Genomic DNA, 13,893 nt, shown 5'->3' on the forward strand with positions numbered 1-13,893 from the left:
TTAATCCTCGTTGATGTCCGGAGCAGTAGGCCAGCGCTGAAGGGCTTTGATTTGCGCCAGGGTAGCCTTGCGCTTGTAGTACCAGTTGATGCCGAGCGTGAAAAGCGCGACCAAAATACCGGCCAGCACGCCTACAGCACTCCACTCATCGGGACTTAGCCGGGTCAGAAGACCATTGGCGATTGTCCCGGCAGATGCGCCATATGCTGCGCCTGAAGCCAGTTTGCTCATATCGATACTCATAACACCTCCGTGATTACGGTCGGTGCTGCAGGTAGTCAGAAGAAAAGATCGCCCGCTGCCACATAGGAAAGGGTGAAAGTCGATGTTGATTGGCAGGGGCGAAAAACGAAAAAAGCCCACCGAAGTGAGCTTTTGAAATGAAATTTAATCTTGATTCCAGACTGTCTCATCCAAACTGACGTTTAAATGACCATTAGTGATTTCATAATAAGCACTTCCGCCTACATCAATATCATGGTCTTGGTCTTTGCATCCGGAGAAATAGTTTACTACTGCAATGAATTCAATAAAGTTTTCTGTTGCACCTGTAATTTCGAATGACCCATCCACTACTTGATATTGCCCATCACCGCCATACTTTGTTAAAAGGTACCCATCAAAATATGAAGAGTACTCTTCAAACAATGCGGACAGCCCATCAAGATTTGATGGCGAAACATTACCGAGGGGTATCGAATAAGTTTTTATGCTTTGCATGCTTTAACCTCTTTGATTGAAAGTTTTACATGCTAAGCGACAACAGGTTATGTCAGAAATCTTTTGAAAGTCTGCAATGAAAAAGGCCAGTTCTATGACTGACCTTTGAAATAGTTTAGTGATGTTACTTACCCGCTAGAGGGTATAAGGGGCGCTTTATCCGCTCTTGGGGATAATAAAAAAGCCCCGCAGACTGATGAGGTCGCGAGGCTGTTTGGCATCCACATTATCAGTGATGGAACTGACTGGATTAAGTTAACGCTTCAAACAACAGCGCGCAACTTCAACTGTTAGGAATCATATCCCCAGCTTCCTGAAAAGTAAATAGCTCACGATAAAATAACCAGCGATTTTATGTCCTTTATTTTCAGTTAAGCCTACAAGAGAAATTAAATCATAAGAACTGATCATATATCAGTATTAATTAATAGGAATCTTCTGATAGATTGTTGTGACCATCTCTTCACTCCTCTCTTGTTCAGGATGCTATAAATTTATGAAAAAGATTGCCGCACTTTTAATGCTCACCGCAGTATTTGCTTTCTCAAGCTCAGCTCTGGCATGTCCTAAAGGCACACATCCACACGGCGGAACCGGTTCTCACCATGCTGGCGGTTCATGTTACTAACCTAGTAATTTAATCAAATGCAAAGGTGCATGCCTTGAAAAAAACATTAGCAATACTCTTCCTTGCCTTATCTCTCGGCTCAATTACACAAGCTTTTGCTGGCAACTGCCAACATGCTAACGATACGGCAGCAGATGGTTCTCGCTGTGGTGGACGTTCATCAGATTCACGTCCCGGCGGAAACTAATTAGCAATAGCCCACCTTACGGTGGGTTTTTTTCAAACTGTAACTTTATTCAGTGAGGAGTTAGCCCATGATTCCTCAACTTCCAGCTTGCCGATAAGCTGGTCAAAGAATGGCTTTCCACTCCTGTCCCACGTTGCCAAACTGATAGCCTCCGTAAATGCGCAAATGCTTCGGAATGCTTCAACTGCGGGGATGCGCTCATACCCTCGCCCGCAGCAACGCTTGCAATCCCCCATGACAGGCACGCCCTGCTCTTCAGTCAGCTTGCGATCAACGGCACGTCCACGTCCGCTACAGTCACGACACGCTGATGACACGACGCCCTTACCTTTACAGGTCTTGCAGATAACGCGAACAACCTCCTTCACGCTTCGTGCAGAGCCACCTGATAGCGGTGACTTCATGCTGAAAACGTCAGCCTCAATAAATCCTTTCGCCTGGCAGCATTCGCAGGGTTTGACGCTGGCGGCGCTTCGGCAATAATCCATGTAGGCATAAGTTGCGAGCGTTTGCATAACTGCTGTCTTAATATCGGTGTCTAGCTTGCGCAAGGCGGCAACCTTATCGCAGGTACTCAATGCATATTCAGTTAATAACGATACGGCGCGTCGGGCGTCGTTATCGCTCACTCCAACCTTACCCATGAACGCACTATAGCCCAGCGGCGCTCGGCTCTGAGTCATTCCCATGGCAGCCATGTAGTCAGTGCCTGATAGCGCATCTGTAGCTGTTGCAGGCGGCATACCCGCAAAGCTCGCTGTTTTTGGAAAATAATATTTTACTGTCGCTTCAAGGCTCATGGTGTCTCGCTCCTCTGCTTGATCAGCTCTCTGGTTTTCTGCCGATAGTGCGCAGCCAGCTCCTGCAGCTCTTCCCGCGTCCATTTCTTTTGCTCATGCGGACCCATAAGGCGATCGAAAGCAGCCTGACCGATCTTCTTAATCAGGTTAGGCGTGTAGTTTTCAATGTTGCCGGAAAGGTGCTGGTTGCATGGTACGCACTGCTTATGGCAGTTGGTTTCTTCGTAGCGTGTAGCCGGTGAAGCGCCGCGAGTTCGATAGTGCCCGGCGTCATATTTTCCTTCGTGGAATCGTCCGCAGCTGATGCACGGATCGGCGGCATCACGAGTGCGGATATATTCGTTGAAGGCTGACTGGGTTTGCTTATGGAAGTGACTGAGGGGCTTTACTGCTAACTTGCGGATTTTGGTATGGCGCTTTTCCTGCTGAGCTTCATCTTTTCGCCGTCGCTCTGCTTCCTGTATCGCCTTATGCCGGTCCTTCTCTCTCTTTGTCAGTGCTATCACGGTTCCGCATTTTGGTGAGCACCACGTTTGATTTGAGAAACCCGGATGAAACCATTCTCGACAGTCCGCATTCTTACATCTTCGCCTGACTTTTCTCATCGCCCCCTCCGTGCATTCTGATGTTGTCGTCTTGCATCCAGCCGGCGCAGCAGCGGACGCAGGCATATGTCTCGTCCGTAGCCAGCGGTATGCCACAGCCAGCGCAGTTGATAGCAGGTATATCGCCATGCGGCATGAATTGGCAGATAGTCGAGGTGCTCGTAATACCAGATATCCTCTTCGCAGATTTCACAGCTAACTCCGAACCGGTGTTTATCTTCACTGGTCAGCACAGTACTGCAGCTACAACAACGCTTACGCCCAGCATTTGTTCTCATAAGTTTTGTCTCTTCGTGGTTCGCGATTACCTTCAGGCAACAGCGCGCTAACCAGCCATAAACGGGGATCGGCGGCGAGTGTCTTTTGGGTATGAATGTTGCGGGCGTTGTAACGGGAAATGAGTTCGTTTGCAGTGTCTGTATCTACAGGGTCATGGGTGAACCATGTTTTCTTCATTGCTTTTCCTTTTGTGAAGCCCACGATCGCCCTGACTGACCATCAACACACCATTGACTACGACGTGATACCGGCAGTTAAAGTCTCGGGCATATTTCCTGACAGTTGTGCGAGTGGATTTGATCGCTCGGCCAACTGCTGTTTGGTTTCCTCGGGTCTCAATGAGTAACTGAGGAATTGAGGTAACCTGTGGTGTCATGCTGTCCTCCCGAATCTTCCAGCCCATTCAGCCGCGCGCGCTGATTCATCGCTAAACCTGACGTTCTGCTCGGCACCGAATGCATGGATTAAGGTGATTAAATCTCGCATCTCACCGACGCGCATTTTGCTTGTTGACTGGCCCAGCACCACAAAGCCGCCATTGATACCCGGCACCGTCTCCTGTCCTTTCAGGCTGGCGCTGAAAATGTGTTTCCAGCTCTCAGGATCGAGCTTCTTCCCGTACCAGACCACCTGGCTCGATACGTCATGCAGGCAGGCCCAAAGCATGCGGTTTTGCGCAAGGCTTCTGGTGTCTTCCTGAATGGTTACCTGCAGAGGTTTGTCGGGATTGGCGGGGAGTTGCTGGATGGCGCTGATGCAGTTCTGCCGGATGCTGTTGTCTCTCAGTAGATAACGTTGCGTCTCCACTGCTACCTCCCTTCGATTGTCTCCACGTAATCATGGATGTTGTCGGCTGCGGCGCTCAACAACAGGTCAATGCTCTGCTTACTGTGTCCGCCTTCACGAAGCATCTTGAGGGCTGTCAGTATCGCTGAGTGTGAGTCTTTGAGGGGTTGGTGCTTAGGTCTGAGAGGGATTACGTTATTCATGCGTCCTCCTATACAGCCAACTGCAGCTGCATGTTGAACCGGTCCCGTTGCTCGCAGTAATGCAGTGAGCCGGGGCTGTTGTGTGACTCGATACGTTCGACCATCAATGCAGCGCGGGTTTCTTTTGATGCAGGGGCGTACGCTCCTGACCATGCCTTATCGATACCAATGTTTCTGCCAACGTTAGTGCTGTCAGCGCTCGCCAGCGGTAGTTTGGTGAAGATAATTGGGTTAAGCATGCGCAGGCCGTGAAGCTTGGCGATGGGCTGGCCGTAATCGTCTGTAACGTGCCGGATCAGGTCCTTCATGCGCGCCACAGCAAGATTCGGACGCTTAACGTCATATTCTCCACAACTACCGATAGCCACTCTCGGGTACTTATTGCAAAGCCGGATGAATCGATCATCGCTCTCGTTCATGTGCCATACCGGTACGCCATAGAAATCACCGTGTGGCCACTCATCAAGCAATGCTTCGTTCTCTGCTTCTCCGCCGTCGATAACATCAGGGATGATGGCGAAATCGAAGCCGGGATGGTTTTTCCATCTAGCCACGAATTCGTAGTAATCCCTCCAGTCGATTTTGTTTCGTCCAGCTGCCTTCCAAGCTGTGAACGCACCGTTATCCAGAGCGAATGACTGACAGAACTCTGAGGCGAGATTTATTTGGCCGGCATGAGCAAAGGAGATGAAAGCATGCCGCCCTTTCCATGCCCGAATTGCGCAGGTGTCAGGCGTTATTGGTCCGCCGTGATAGTGGATCATGATCTTCTCCTTCCTTTTCAAACTCAGCATCGACTATCAGGTCATGTGCTTCGCGCGCCAGCATGTCGATAGCGTTCAGGTGCGCCCGGAACTGCTCCGGCGTCAGGTCGCGCGTCTTAGCCAGGTCGATGATTGCCAGCGTCATGTTGCGGGCCTGACGCATCAGCGGGGTTTTGATTACCAGTTGAGTAACCTGTGTCATGCTGCGCTCTCCTTTCCCTCAAGCCAGAAGAAAAACGCCCGGTCTACCGTGGCATCCTGATATCCAAGATGTGATCGGGTCAGGTTGTGTTTATCGCCGTGCACGCTGCGATACAGGCGCTCAAAGCAGATGCGGTTCATCTCAGTCATGGCGGCCACCTTTCAGACCGAAGCGGCGGCGAATGTCGGCGAGGTGGTCCAGTGCCTTTTCGTTACCGGTCGGAATGTGCAATTGAGGAATCTGTTTGCGCGGCGGCGGGATGACTTCGCCAGCTTCAATGCGGCGGGACATCTTGCGCAGCTCATCGCCCAGGCGTTTGCGACACTCTGTGTCGGTCAGGTTGAATGATCGCATCTGGTTATAGACCGCTGTCACCATGTGGAAACAGGCCGGGCTTTCCCATGGGAACTCTTCGCTGCTGTCGTACATGCCACGGTCCCGGCAGTACAGGCGGAACATGTCATACAGTTCATCATCGGCTGGCAGACCGGCTGCGCGGTGTTCACCCTGCTTGCACCACTCGATAAACTGGCCGGGTGATGGCAGGAACGGTGAGCCACTGGCGCGGGCCAGTTTCATGCCTGCTGATAGCTGCTGCTTGTTGTGGATGCCGTTCTCTGCAAACGCCGCGATCCACTGGCGTTTCGCTGCTGCTTCGTCGTTGGGGTTGCGCCACGCAGTGCTGACCGATGCCGGAAACACCTGCTTCAGGTTTGAAAACAGGGCGTCTACCAGACGTTCAACGTCTTCATGCACTCCACGCTCAACTGGACGCGGCCCATCTCCTGCAATGCGAGCCATTGCGCCTGCATCACGATTCTGAATTGCTGATATGAGATTTCTCATAGGAATTCATTCTCCCAGGCTTCGCGGCTGTTCCAGTGCTGAGCGGGTTGCTGAGCTACTGCCTGCCGGTTACGCCCTGGCTGGCTCATCTGCGCACGGAGCGTGTCCCACTTTGCGCGGAGTTTTGCAGGGCTGAGGATATTGGTCTGCCAGAAGTGATCGGCGTTGGCCCATTTGAAGGTTTCGCAGATGTCATGGTGCGTAACTTCAAGTGTTCCTCTCAGAAGGCGTACTTCGTTAGCCCAGGCAGGCCAGTTAGGGGATTTAGCTGTTGGAGTAACAATCTTCACCCTGCTGAACATCCACTCAGCAGCCTTCAGGTCGTCAGCAGTTCCCCACTTGTCACCTTTCAGTGAATGGGTCGCTGCTTCAGGCCGAATGACCGGGAGATTCCTCAGGGGGGTGTCGGAGGATTCGCCAGAATCCTCTGACGTATGTTTATTGTCTTTCTTGTCTTTTGTAATAGTGTCTTTTGTGTGTCCCTGTTTTGGTGACAACCCTGTCACCATTTTGGTGACACTTTTTGTCACTGATTTGGTGACAGTGACACCATCATGGTGACACTCTGGAATTTGCCACTCTGCGAGGTTCTTATTTGGTCCGATTAGCATGCCTTCCCTGACCAGAACACACATCTGAATTAACTCGTTTTTTGCCTTATTCACCTTCTGCCTGGGCAGCCTGGTGAGATGGCTAATCTGGCTGTCAGCAATGCGATCCATCTTCTTGTTGAAGCCGTATGTTTTCCGGCAAACAGCATGCGCAACCTTAGCCTGATTCCTGGTCAGGTTGGCTCCTATCAGCTCTTCGTACAGCTCGTTTGCCAGACGCGTGTATCCATCGTCTGTATCTGCCACACGTTGCTCCACGGCCCTGAGAGCGGGCCTGATTGGTGATACGTTGTCATGCGCAAGATTCATCGCCGCCCCCGTCAGAAGGAATGCCTGAGCGATAATCAGAGAGAATCCGCTTTATCTCTTCAGTGGTGCCATGAGAGAGAATCAAGCTGTCGAAACCACCATCCCGATCGAACTCTGCATCAACCAGTAATTCAGCCAGGCGGCGTGCTTTTGCTGCACTGAACTGCGGTATGGCAGCAGAGCGCGTCAGCTTCGTTTTACCAGCAGCCTTGGCCTTCTCCATCTGAACCTGCGCCACGGCTTCCGCTTTCGCGCCATGTTCACGTGATAGCGCCACAGCCGTTGTCGGTGCTACCTCGCCCGCTTTGACCATTGCGATTAGACCATCGCCACACTCCAGTAGCTGAAGATGCTGATCCACATCAGCTGGTGAACGCTTAACCTTTTTGGCAATCTCTGCAGGTGTCCAGCCCTGATTCAGCAGGCGCTGATATGCTGCCGCACGTTCCAGAGGAGACAGTGCCTTACCCTGTGAACTGGTGACCATGAATGCGATGCGATCAGCTTCGGAGCCTGAGAAGTCCTTGCACTCAAGGCGGGGTATTTCGTGTCCGGCTTCTGACGCCATTTTTGCGCCGTAGTACCGGTGGTGACCGTCGATAATCTTGATTCCCTGCTCTGTCACCTGAACCGCCAGCGGCGGCACAAATTCACCGGCAATGAAAGCGTCTCGAAATTCAGCGACATGCTCCTGGTCGATTTCTCGGACGTTGTAGCCAGGCTCGACGTAAAGCTCAGCCAATGGCACCAGAAAAGTTTTCTTAACCGTTGTTTCAGTGCCGTTTTTCTCTTTAGCCTTGTAAAGCGATAATAAAGAACTCATAATTACTCCTGTACGTTGATCCAGTAAGATTCGTGCATCAGGCCTCGAAGCTGTTCGCGCAGCTCGTGGCTTTTTCTTTTGTCAGTAGCTGCTCTATGCGCAACAACCTCTGCGCCACTTCTGATTCAGGTGAAACCACATCCAGATAAGCCAGCGCCAGACTCATCATCTGGAAGAAGCTGTGACGCTGCTTTCCTGATGGACGCTTCATGCGGCTTACAGCTGCGTCGTCCAGGTCGAGTACCTTCGCCAGTGTTCCCTGTCCACGTTCAGCCAGTTTGTTCAGTAACTGGCTTTCAATCTCTCTCGCTTTTTTGCGATAGCTTGCAATTTCCATGATGTAAAATTCCTTTGTTGGTTAAGTAATTGCGTGACATTGCGGTGAGCAAGTCACTTGGGTTTAAAATTTCCCCGCGTTGGCGGCGGGCTAGATTGTGTAAAGAGCGGTGGAAATCAGGCGGCGGTATTGACGCCGTTTCCGTATTGCAGCCAGACAGGATCACATTGCAGAGCTACAGCGATTTCGAAGATCTTCCGTGGGCGCTTGGTGATACCAGCTTCAATCTGTTGGATTGATTGCTGCTTCACACCTGCCTTAAGCGCCAATTCGGTCTGAGTCATCTTCAGCTCTGCTCGTTTCTGCTTGAGGCGCTGGGAGATAGTTTGCATATAGCCTCCTTGACAAACTTTCTTGTATTTTAAATACAAACTACTTTGTTTGTCAATTACAGCTTTTCTTGTGAACATCTCTTTTTTGATGAGGTGTTAAATGACAATTGCGGCAAGGGTGCTTTCAAAAAGGACTGAGCTGGGTTTGACTCAGACAGAGCTAGCGGAAAAGGCCGGCACAACGCAGCAGGCGATTGTCCAGCTTGAGAGCGGTAAAACTAAAAGACCAAGGTATTTGCCTGAGCTAGCTAAGGCGTTAAATTGCGACATCCAATGGCTTCTTGATGGAACAGGGGCAACCTTAGACAGCAATGTGTCTAACCCTCGGGACTACAAGCCGACTGCGCGCTACCCCGTTTTAAGCAAGGTTCAGGCTGGCGCATGGGATGAAGCCTGTGAACCCTATACGATTAAGGATGTCGATATGTGGCTTGAATCTGACGCACATACGCAGGGAGATGCATTCTGGCTGCAGGTGGAAGGCGATTCAATGACTGCGCCGATTGGGCTGAGTATTCCGGCAGGAACCTATGTGCTGTTCGATACCGGACGTGAAGCAGTCAATGGAAGCCTGGTCGTTGCGAAGCTAACCGACGATAACGAAGCGACATTCAAGAAGCTCATCATTGATGGCAGCCAGAAGTACCTGAAGGGGCTGAACCCACAGTGGCCTATGGTGCCGGTGAACGGTAACTGCAAAGTGCTTGGCGTAGCGATCGAGACGAAGATGAGGCTGGTTTGAGACTCGATAGCAGGAAGAGACTTTTGGCTAAGGAGATGGCATGTCAGTTTTTGCGAAGATAGCGATTCCGATGTTCTGCATTGCGTTCGCGATGTTCTACCTGGCCCGTAAGAAGCGGGACAAAAATTACCTGATTCCGGGCTTTGTTCTGTTAGCTGCTGGAGTTGTAAATGCGGTGATAGCGATTACTGCAGCTTAGTGGCCGGAAGAGACGTTTGGATGATAAGGAGTGAGTTATGGACGCGGATAAAAAAATTAATCTACCTGAATTGGTCCTTTCAGCGACGACACAAGATTTCAAAGACTTTTTGAAGAGCTTTGAAAAAGATGGGAAAGATCTTCAGTGCTCATGCTGTGGTGGCTCTCACTGGGAGATAAACAGTAATCCTAATGACAAGGAAAAGCCGGTTATCATCACGCTTCCTCTCCCAATGATAAGTGGCTCTGGGGTATGGGCATTCTTCGTAATATGCAGTACATGTGGCGAGATAAAGCTTTTCAACACCAATAAGGTTGCAACCTGGCTGCATGCGAGAAAAAAATGATCACGCCTTGTTTTGATGATAGTTTCTTCTTTCAAAATCCAAAATTTAACCCGCAACAACCTAACCCAGAAACTGGTATACTTGAAAATCACGATGGCAGCCATATGTTGGTTGCTGAAACCGTAACGATAGATTTAGAGGAGGATATTATGCCAATTGAAAAAGATAGCCCTCTAACTATCCGTTGGGCAATTGGACTGTGTGTAGCGACTTTACTAGGTGCTCTTGCTATAGCGGGAGGCACTTACGCTTTAATCCATTCTGATGTTAATGACGTGCGCTCAGACCTGACCTCTTCACGTGATAAAAGCGGGGACGATGTGGATTCGCTTCGCGGCGAGATGAACCAAGGATTCACCCGCGTTGCCGATAAGCTGGATGATATAAACAAAACGCTGCTAAAAATTCAGGTTGATCAGGCCACCCAAAGAGCTAAAGAAGAAAAATCCAATTAACCGGCCGCGACGAAGTTTTTACTGGTTCCCCCTAATAGCCCGCCATTGAGCGGGCTTTTTTGTGCCTGCAGATCCCACTTCGCAAAAATAAATCCCCTTTAAAAACAAAGCTATTTGTATTCTTCGCCACCAAATACAATATTTATTGTTTACAGCCTACAAACTTTATTGTAATTTTATCCCATCAGCAGGACGCACTATTCACCAGGACGGTGATGCTCTTTAACAACATTGCAGCGCTGACAAAGCGCCAACTAACCAACCGAGATGGATTTGGACTGTCTATCGGCTTACCAGTCGGCAGTACCAAAACCACTTCAGGAGGCAACCATGACAGTAATCACTTACGGCACATCGGTTAAAGAGAACGCCAAATCACGCCGCCATGCTCGTCGTCGTGCGGTGGCAATGGATCGTGATCGCATCGAATCAATCATCGACACGGCTTTCGGCATTGAGCCAGAGGTTGTGGCGATTCAGGTTAAGCACATCAGCCGCATCGAGAAGGCTTGCATCTCCCCTTCTCTGCGTGACAGGCATGAAGGTGGGGCTGTTTGCCTGCCTGAGGTTGCGCTATACAATGCCGGCAATCGCAAGTCCAATTCCGTTACAGCAAGGTAAGTCATGAAAAAACTTAAATGCATCCAGTCAAATCAGCACCAGGCATTTACTGAGGGCAAGATTTACGAAGCCGATGATCGGCTCCGGTTTGTAGTGGGAAATGATGCGGATCAGGAGTCACCCTGGCAGTTAACAGGGATGAACGTGAAGATAGACATTGGCATCGTAGCCAAATTTGAAGAGGTCGCTTAGGCGGCCTTTTTTATTGTCTGCGTGACAGGCATGAGAGCACATCGGTATGTCTGCCGGAGATTGCAATATTCAACGCGGGTTACCGCACCGTCCGGAAGGACGTAACACACATCATTAAATAGCACTACTTAATTAAGACCGTATATCTATTCCCGAGGTAAAGGCATCGGCTGAATATATGGATTGGTTTTTACAGTCAACTACACCACCCATAGCTTTCGCGGTGTCCCAACCATTGGAATAAAGACGGATGACAGCATTCCTTTTCACATCGGTACGACTTTTTGTCATGGCATCAAGCTTGAACCATTTAGGAAAATCTCCATCCAGAAGACCATTTTTGTAGTCGAGGCAGCCAGTCATCCATATTCCCCTGCCTTCTTCTTTTGCCTCATCCTCACTCATCTGCGCATGAGCAGCAGAGAGATGAGCGGTTAGGAAAAATAACAAGGTCGCAGTTAGCATCTTTTTCATAGTCGTTTTCTATACACGGAACGGAGGATTTCATAATGCCTAATACAAAAAATCGCTTCCATGAAAATATCAACTGAGTGACACCGTAAAGCTGTCTACTCAGACGGCTTTGAGGTGCTACGCACCAACGCTAAGAAGTTTCAAATGACAGGATAGATAACCAGAACGTATCACCCCTATGGGAGCCGCAATGGCTCCCTTCTTTTTGACACCAACCTAACCAAATTCAAGGAACCCACGATGAACTATGCCATCGCGGGCGGCGCCATCGTGGGCGCTGCTCAGTTAGACGAATCACTTCTCGACACCATTACACGCCGCCTCCGCACTGGCTGGCGCAACCTTATCGACACTCTGAATCAAAGAGGCCAGCCATGAAATCACGTTACTTCACGAAGGCTCAGGAGCTTTCAAGAGAGGCTCATCTGTTCGGCGATGGTGCCAAGTGGGCTATGGCGATGCAGTTACTGCGGAGGGCTTTGCAATGAGACTGAACAGAACTGCCCGGCATGAGGTGCAGGATATCGCCGATAACCTGCCGGATAGCGAACTGGAGTTCATCGCAGCTGAAGTTGATGCACGTATGAGCCAGCACAAGACAAACCCGTTAATGCCTGCCCTGTGCGCCTTCCTGACGCGCCATTACGACTATCCGGCCATCGAGATGTTCGACGAAGACGACGAGCAGCACGAAGCGGCTGAGGCTTTTTTACGTGATGCGATGATTAAGGCTGCGCGGCGTGAAGTGGCGATCGGGATTTACCGCAACAAACATGGAAATCAGGAGGCGGCGTAATGCAGCCAGGGATTTACTACGACCTCAGCAATGAGGACTACCATGCAGACCCCGCCATTGGATCGACGTCGGTAAAAGCTATCAGTGTCAGCCCAGCAAACCTCTACTTCAATCCATTCAAGGGAAGCAAGTCAGCGCATATTGGAACGGCAATACATGCCGCTCTGCTTGAGCCTCAGTTATTCAAAAGTCAGTTTCTTATGCTGTCTTCCGCAGCGGACCGTCGATCCAGAGAGTACAAGGATGCGCTGGCACAGTATGGATGTGATCGCATATTGGTAGGTCAGGATGTCGACACAGTTTCAAGGATGATTGAAACCGCAAGGATGAACGACGACTTTGTCGACTATATGCGTTCTGCAGGGAAGTCTGAGGTTTCTATGTTCGCGACGTGCGACATAACAGGACTTCCGCTTAAATGCCGATTCGACCGACTGTCAGATAGCTACCCATACCCTATGGATGTCAAAAGCTGTAATGACGCCTCAGCCAGAGGTTTCAGTCAGGCATTTGGTAGGTTTCACTACCACATTCAGGCCGCCTTTTACTTACACGTTCTCAAATTGGTTACCGGTAAAACCGTGGACCAGTTTTGCTTTTTCGCTATCGAGAATAAGCCGCCATATCGGAACTGTATGTATTTCATCGGGAAGAATCGCTCGAAGCGGGCCGAAAGGCGATGTTTGCAGCTCTCGAAAAGATAGCTGAGTGCCTTGAAAACGAAGAAATAAAAACCGAGGGGATTGTACTGCCTTCCGCAGAGATAAACATCCCGTCATATCTTTTTGATGAAGAATTCAATGATGAGGTGTTTCTGTGATGGACCTTTCAAGAACCATTATCCCTAAGTCTGACCAAATCAACTTTGAAGACGTACAGACCAGTTCCATAACAGCCACGATTAAATCAGTGCGCGCCGGCAACAAGGAGCAGCCGGTATTTATCGACCTCGAAGGATATGAGGGCCGGCCATACAAACCATCGCTTTCAATGCGCCGCGTTCTGGTAGGGGGATGGGGTAACGATGGTAAGGATTGGGTTGGTAAATCACTGACTCTGGTAGGTGATCCGAATGTGAAATTTGGTGGCGTGAAAGTTGGCGGCATTAAAGTTAAGGCTATGAGCGGCATTGAAGCAAATTTCTCCATGATGCTCTCGGTTTCTCGTGGGAAACGTGTTGAGCACTTTGTTGAGAAACTGACAGTCAATAACCCACCTGTAAGCCCGCTCGTGTGGTTCACAGCAAATGCTGGCTCTATGGATTTAAACAAGCTGAATTCAGCTTATGAGCGAGCCAGATCAGCAATGGCAGGAAATGAGTCAGACCTGCAAAAGCTTGATGATGTTTATCTGCTTCGTAAGGCAGAAATTGAAGAGGCAATCGGATAATCATAGGAGGCTGCATGCAATCACCTGAATATCAGCGCCGGGGGAATCAACTAACTCTCGGCCGCCGTTGGTCACCCGATGAGATAGGCCTTCTTAAAGAACTCGCAGCGACTACCCCACCAAAACTTATAGCCCGGCAACTCAACCGATCCTATGAATCCGTTCGCCAGCGTGCCAGTCGCAGCCGGATACGTTTTCTGGAAGAGCGCAGTAAACGCAGAAGTGGCACTAAGCCAAATTTATGACA

The 13,893-nt window shown here is 50.0% G+C and carries 28 protein-coding genes; 11 read left to right on the forward strand and 17 right to left on the reverse strand.

The features are described from left to right. Together ABIB18_RS09450 and ABIB18_RS09455 are read right to left on the reverse strand one after the other, a co-directional pair. Complete coding sequence (locus tag ABIB18_RS09450) at nt 1-243, reverse strand: phage holin (protein ID WP_033772838.1); 243 nt, start codon at nt 241-243, stop codon at nt 1-3. 144 nt (nt 244-387) lie between these two features. Beyond that, the gene (locus tag ABIB18_RS09455; protein ID WP_354474039.1) at nt 388-720 is read right to left on the reverse strand and encodes a hypothetical protein; all 333 of its coding nucleotides are present in this window, start codon (nt 718-720) and stop codon (nt 388-390) included. A gap of 662 nt (nt 721-1,382) precedes the next feature. Between ABIB18_RS09455 and ABIB18_RS09460 the strand changes: the two genes are divergently transcribed. Next, nucleotides 1,383-1,535 carry a transmembrane anchored protein gene (locus ABIB18_RS09460; protein WP_143788985.1) on the forward strand — a complete coding sequence of 51 codons (153 nt, stop codon included), beginning with the start codon at nt 1,383-1,385 and terminating at the stop codon, nt 1,533-1,535. 32 nt (nt 1,536-1,567) lie between these two features. Here the strand turns inward: ABIB18_RS09460 and ABIB18_RS09465 are convergent, their stop codons facing one another. From ABIB18_RS09465 to ABIB18_RS09530, 14 genes are all read right to left on the reverse strand, one after another. Beyond that, complete coding sequence (locus ABIB18_RS09465; protein ID WP_354474040.1) at nt 1,568-2,335, reverse strand: antitermination protein; 768 nt, start codon at nt 2,333-2,335, stop codon at nt 1,568-1,570. Further along, entirely contained in the window at nt 2,332-2,940 is a 609-nt protein-coding gene (locus tag ABIB18_RS09470) for a recombination protein NinG (RefSeq protein WP_354474041.1), read from the reverse strand. Before ABIB18_RS09470 ends, ABIB18_RS09465 begins: the two co-directional genes overlap by 4 nt. After that, nucleotides 2,915-3,076: a protein NinF gene (locus ABIB18_RS09475; protein WP_078805219.1), complete on the reverse strand. Its 162-nt coding sequence runs from the start codon at nt 3,074-3,076 to the stop codon at nt 2,915-2,917. The genes ABIB18_RS09470 and ABIB18_RS09475 overlap by 26 nt, the downstream gene beginning before the upstream one ends. A gap of 119 nt (nt 3,077-3,195) precedes the next feature. Continuing rightward, nucleotides 3,196-3,396 (reverse strand): hypothetical protein, encoded by a 201-nt coding sequence (locus tag ABIB18_RS09480; protein ID WP_163851667.1) that lies wholly within the window; start codon nt 3,394-3,396, stop codon nt 3,196-3,198. Continuing rightward, complete coding sequence (locus tag ABIB18_RS09485) at nt 3,371-3,622, reverse strand: protein ninH (protein ID WP_313903594.1); 252 nt, start codon at nt 3,620-3,622, stop codon at nt 3,371-3,373. Before ABIB18_RS09485 ends, ABIB18_RS09480 begins: the two co-directional genes overlap by 26 nt. Then, nucleotides 3,592-4,026, reverse strand: coding sequence for a recombination protein NinB (locus ABIB18_RS09490; protein ID WP_354474042.1), 435 nt, complete (start codon nt 4,024-4,026; stop codon nt 3,592-3,594). Before ABIB18_RS09490 ends, ABIB18_RS09485 begins: the two co-directional genes overlap by 31 nt. Before the next feature lie 190 nt (nt 4,027-4,216). Then, entirely contained in the window at nt 4,217-4,972 is a 756-nt protein-coding gene (locus ABIB18_RS09495) for a hypothetical protein (RefSeq protein ID WP_354474043.1), read from the reverse strand. Then, a complete protein-coding gene (locus ABIB18_RS09500) occupies nt 4,938-5,174 on the reverse strand; it encodes a hypothetical protein (protein ID WP_354474044.1) in 237 nt (78 codons plus the stop codon). The genes ABIB18_RS09495 and ABIB18_RS09500 overlap by 35 nt, the downstream gene beginning before the upstream one ends. Beyond that, the gene (locus tag ABIB18_RS09505) at nt 5,171-5,323 is read right to left on the reverse strand and encodes a hypothetical protein (protein ID WP_354474045.1); all 153 of its coding nucleotides are present in this window, start codon (nt 5,321-5,323) and stop codon (nt 5,171-5,173) included. The genes ABIB18_RS09500 and ABIB18_RS09505 overlap by 4 nt, the downstream gene beginning before the upstream one ends. Beyond that, the gene (locus ABIB18_RS09510) at nt 5,316-5,975 is read right to left on the reverse strand and encodes a replication protein P (RefSeq protein ID WP_354474046.1); all 660 of its coding nucleotides are present in this window, start codon (nt 5,973-5,975) and stop codon (nt 5,316-5,318) included. Before ABIB18_RS09510 ends, ABIB18_RS09505 begins: the two co-directional genes overlap by 8 nt. Nucleotides 5,976-6,016: 41 nt before the next feature. Beyond that, the gene (locus ABIB18_RS09515; RefSeq protein WP_354474047.1) at nt 6,017-6,877 is read right to left on the reverse strand and encodes a replication protein; all 861 of its coding nucleotides are present in this window, start codon (nt 6,875-6,877) and stop codon (nt 6,017-6,019) included. A gap of 46 nt (nt 6,878-6,923) precedes the next feature. Beyond that, entirely contained in the window at nt 6,924-7,763 is an 840-nt protein-coding gene (locus tag ABIB18_RS09520; RefSeq protein WP_354474048.1) for a ParB/RepB/Spo0J family partition protein, read from the reverse strand. Between the two features lie 37 nt (nt 7,764-7,800). After that, nucleotides 7,801-8,100, reverse strand: a complete 300-nt coding sequence (locus tag ABIB18_RS09525) for a CII family transcriptional regulator (protein ID WP_354474049.1) — start codon at nt 8,098-8,100, stop codon at nt 7,801-7,803. Nucleotides 8,101-8,216: 116 nt separating this feature from the next. Further along, the gene (locus tag ABIB18_RS09530) at nt 8,217-8,432 is read right to left on the reverse strand and encodes a helix-turn-helix domain-containing protein (RefSeq protein WP_201499392.1); all 216 of its coding nucleotides are present in this window, start codon (nt 8,430-8,432) and stop codon (nt 8,217-8,219) included. A gap of 100 nt (nt 8,433-8,532) precedes the next feature. On the opposite strand from ABIB18_RS09530, the gene ABIB18_RS09535 reads away from it, so the two are divergent. The 6 genes from ABIB18_RS09535 to ABIB18_RS09560 all read left to right on the forward strand — a co-directional run bounded on the left by ABIB18_RS09535 (nt 8,533) and on the right by ABIB18_RS09560 (nt 10,987). Beyond that, nucleotides 8,533-9,174: a LexA family protein gene (locus ABIB18_RS09535; RefSeq protein ID WP_266306046.1), complete on the forward strand. Its 642-nt coding sequence runs from the start codon at nt 8,533-8,535 to the stop codon at nt 9,172-9,174. 40 nt (nt 9,175-9,214) lie between these two features. After that, complete coding sequence (locus tag ABIB18_RS09540; protein ID WP_354474050.1) at nt 9,215-9,373, forward strand: hypothetical protein; 159 nt, start codon at nt 9,215-9,217, stop codon at nt 9,371-9,373. 37 nt (nt 9,374-9,410) lie between these two features. Then, nucleotides 9,411-9,719, forward strand: coding sequence for a hypothetical protein (locus ABIB18_RS09545; protein ID WP_354474051.1), 309 nt, complete (start codon nt 9,411-9,413; stop codon nt 9,717-9,719). Further along, nucleotides 9,716-10,174, forward strand: a complete 459-nt coding sequence (locus tag ABIB18_RS09550) for a hypothetical protein (protein WP_354474052.1) — start codon at nt 9,716-9,718, stop codon at nt 10,172-10,174. Before ABIB18_RS09545 ends, ABIB18_RS09550 begins: the two co-directional genes overlap by 4 nt. Before the next feature lie 330 nt (nt 10,175-10,504). Further along, a complete protein-coding gene (locus ABIB18_RS09555) occupies nt 10,505-10,795 on the forward strand; it encodes a transcriptional antitermination N peptide (RefSeq protein WP_354474053.1) in 291 nt (96 codons plus the stop codon). A gap of 3 nt (nt 10,796-10,798) precedes the next feature. After that, nucleotides 10,799-10,987 (forward strand): hypothetical protein, encoded by a 189-nt coding sequence (locus tag ABIB18_RS09560; protein WP_069728509.1) that lies wholly within the window; start codon nt 10,799-10,801, stop codon nt 10,985-10,987. Between the two features lie 132 nt (nt 10,988-11,119). Here the strand turns inward: ABIB18_RS09560 and ABIB18_RS09565 are convergent, their stop codons facing one another. Further along, the gene (locus ABIB18_RS09565) at nt 11,120-11,461 is read right to left on the reverse strand and encodes a hypothetical protein (RefSeq protein WP_354474054.1); all 342 of its coding nucleotides are present in this window, start codon (nt 11,459-11,461) and stop codon (nt 11,120-11,122) included. Between the two features lie 240 nt (nt 11,462-11,701). On the opposite strand from ABIB18_RS09565, the gene ABIB18_RS09570 reads away from it, so the two are divergent. From ABIB18_RS09570 to ABIB18_RS09585, 4 genes are all read left to right on the forward strand, one after another. Continuing rightward, nucleotides 11,702-11,839, forward strand: a complete 138-nt coding sequence (locus ABIB18_RS09570; protein ID WP_137244741.1) for a protease FtsH-inhibitory lysogeny factor CIII — start codon at nt 11,702-11,704, stop codon at nt 11,837-11,839. 106 nt (nt 11,840-11,945) lie between these two features. Further along, on the forward strand, nt 11,946-12,257 hold the full coding sequence (locus tag ABIB18_RS09575; RefSeq protein WP_354474055.1) for a hypothetical protein: 312 nt from the start codon (nt 11,946-11,948) through the stop codon (nt 12,255-12,257). Further along, on the forward strand, nt 12,257-12,961 hold the full coding sequence (locus ABIB18_RS09580; protein WP_354474056.1) for a PD-(D/E)XK nuclease-like domain-containing protein: 705 nt from the start codon (nt 12,257-12,259) through the stop codon (nt 12,959-12,961). Before ABIB18_RS09575 ends, ABIB18_RS09580 begins: the two co-directional genes overlap by 1 nt. Before the next feature lie 115 nt (nt 12,962-13,076). After that, a complete protein-coding gene (locus tag ABIB18_RS09585) occupies nt 13,077-13,646 on the forward strand; it encodes a hypothetical protein (protein WP_354474164.1) in 570 nt (189 codons plus the stop codon). Nucleotides 13,647-13,893 lie beyond the last annotated feature (247 nt).

It is taken from the genome of Pantoea sp. UYEF8 (assembly GCF_040546285.1).
In the GTDB taxonomy this organism is placed as follows: Bacteria; Pseudomonadota; Gammaproteobacteria; order Enterobacterales; family Enterobacteriaceae; genus Pantoea; species Pantoea brenneri.

What these genes read in the sequence shown, in the direction of transcription:
- ABIB18_RS09530 (WP_201499392.1), bottom strand. Translation starts at nt 8,432, where the DNA reads ATGCAAACTATCTCCCAGCGCCTCAAGCAGAAACGAGCAGAGCTGAAG.
- ABIB18_RS09575 (WP_354474055.1), top strand. Translation starts at nt 11,946, where the DNA reads ATGAGACTGAACAGAACTGCCCGGCATGAGGTGCAGGATATCGCCGAT.
- ABIB18_RS09500 (WP_354474044.1), bottom strand. Translation starts at nt 5,174, where the DNA reads ATGACACAGGTTACTCAACTGGTAATCAAAACCCCGCTGATGCGTCAG.
- ABIB18_RS09580 (WP_354474056.1), top strand. Translation starts at nt 12,257, where the DNA reads ATGCAGCCAGGGATTTACTACGACCTCAGCAATGAGGACTACCATGCA.
- ABIB18_RS09560 (WP_069728509.1), top strand. Translation starts at nt 10,799, where the DNA reads ATGAAAAAACTTAAATGCATCCAGTCAAATCAGCACCAGGCATTTACT.
- ABIB18_RS09465 (WP_354474040.1), bottom strand. Translation starts at nt 2,335, where the DNA reads ATGAGCCTTGAAGCGACAGTAAAATATTATTTTCCAAAAACAGCGAGC.
- ABIB18_RS09550 (WP_354474052.1), top strand. Translation starts at nt 9,716, where the DNA reads ATGATCACGCCTTGTTTTGATGATAGTTTCTTCTTTCAAAATCCAAAA.
- ABIB18_RS09450 (WP_033772838.1), bottom strand. Translation starts at nt 243, where the DNA reads ATGAGTATCGATATGAGCAAACTGGCTTCAGGCGCAGCATATGGCGCA.
- ABIB18_RS09535 (WP_266306046.1), top strand. Translation starts at nt 8,533, where the DNA reads ATGACAATTGCGGCAAGGGTGCTTTCAAAAAGGACTGAGCTGGGTTTG.
- ABIB18_RS09585 (WP_354474164.1), top strand. Translation starts at nt 13,077, where the DNA reads ATGGACCTTTCAAGAACCATTATCCCTAAGTCTGACCAAATCAACTTT.
- ABIB18_RS09565 (WP_354474054.1), bottom strand. Translation starts at nt 11,461, where the DNA reads ATGAAAAAGATGCTAACTGCGACCTTGTTATTTTTCCTAACCGCTCAT.
- ABIB18_RS09475 (WP_078805219.1), bottom strand. Translation starts at nt 3,076, where the DNA reads ATGCCGCATGGCGATATACCTGCTATCAACTGCGCTGGCTGTGGCATA.
- ABIB18_RS09520 (WP_354474048.1), bottom strand. Translation starts at nt 7,763, where the DNA reads ATGAGTTCTTTATTATCGCTTTACAAGGCTAAAGAGAAAAACGGCACT.
- ABIB18_RS09510 (WP_354474046.1), bottom strand. Translation starts at nt 5,975, where the DNA reads ATGGCTCGCATTGCAGGAGATGGGCCGCGTCCAGTTGAGCGTGGAGTG.
- ABIB18_RS09455 (WP_354474039.1), bottom strand. Translation starts at nt 720, where the DNA reads ATGCAAAGCATAAAAACTTATTCGATACCCCTCGGTAATGTTTCGCCA.
- ABIB18_RS09525 (WP_354474049.1), bottom strand. Translation starts at nt 8,100, where the DNA reads ATGGAAATTGCAAGCTATCGCAAAAAAGCGAGAGAGATTGAAAGCCAG.
- ABIB18_RS09495 (WP_354474043.1), bottom strand. Translation starts at nt 4,972, where the DNA reads ATGATCCACTATCACGGCGGACCAATAACGCCTGACACCTGCGCAATT.
- ABIB18_RS09555 (WP_354474053.1), top strand. Translation starts at nt 10,505, where the DNA reads ATGACAGTAATCACTTACGGCACATCGGTTAAAGAGAACGCCAAATCA.
- ABIB18_RS09480 (WP_163851667.1), bottom strand. Translation starts at nt 3,396, where the DNA reads ATGAAGAAAACATGGTTCACCCATGACCCTGTAGATACAGACACTGCA.
- ABIB18_RS09570 (WP_137244741.1), top strand. Translation starts at nt 11,702, where the DNA reads ATGAACTATGCCATCGCGGGCGGCGCCATCGTGGGCGCTGCTCAGTTA.
- ABIB18_RS09470 (WP_354474041.1), bottom strand. Translation starts at nt 2,940, where the DNA reads ATGAGAAAAGTCAGGCGAAGATGTAAGAATGCGGACTGTCGAGAATGG.
- ABIB18_RS09505 (WP_354474045.1), bottom strand. Translation starts at nt 5,323, where the DNA reads ATGACTGAGATGAACCGCATCTGCTTTGAGCGCCTGTATCGCAGCGTG.
- ABIB18_RS09485 (WP_313903594.1), bottom strand. Translation starts at nt 3,622, where the DNA reads ATGGGCTGGAAGATTCGGGAGGACAGCATGACACCACAGGTTACCTCA.
- ABIB18_RS09545 (WP_354474051.1), top strand. Translation starts at nt 9,411, where the DNA reads ATGGACGCGGATAAAAAAATTAATCTACCTGAATTGGTCCTTTCAGCG.
- ABIB18_RS09540 (WP_354474050.1), top strand. Translation starts at nt 9,215, where the DNA reads ATGTCAGTTTTTGCGAAGATAGCGATTCCGATGTTCTGCATTGCGTTC.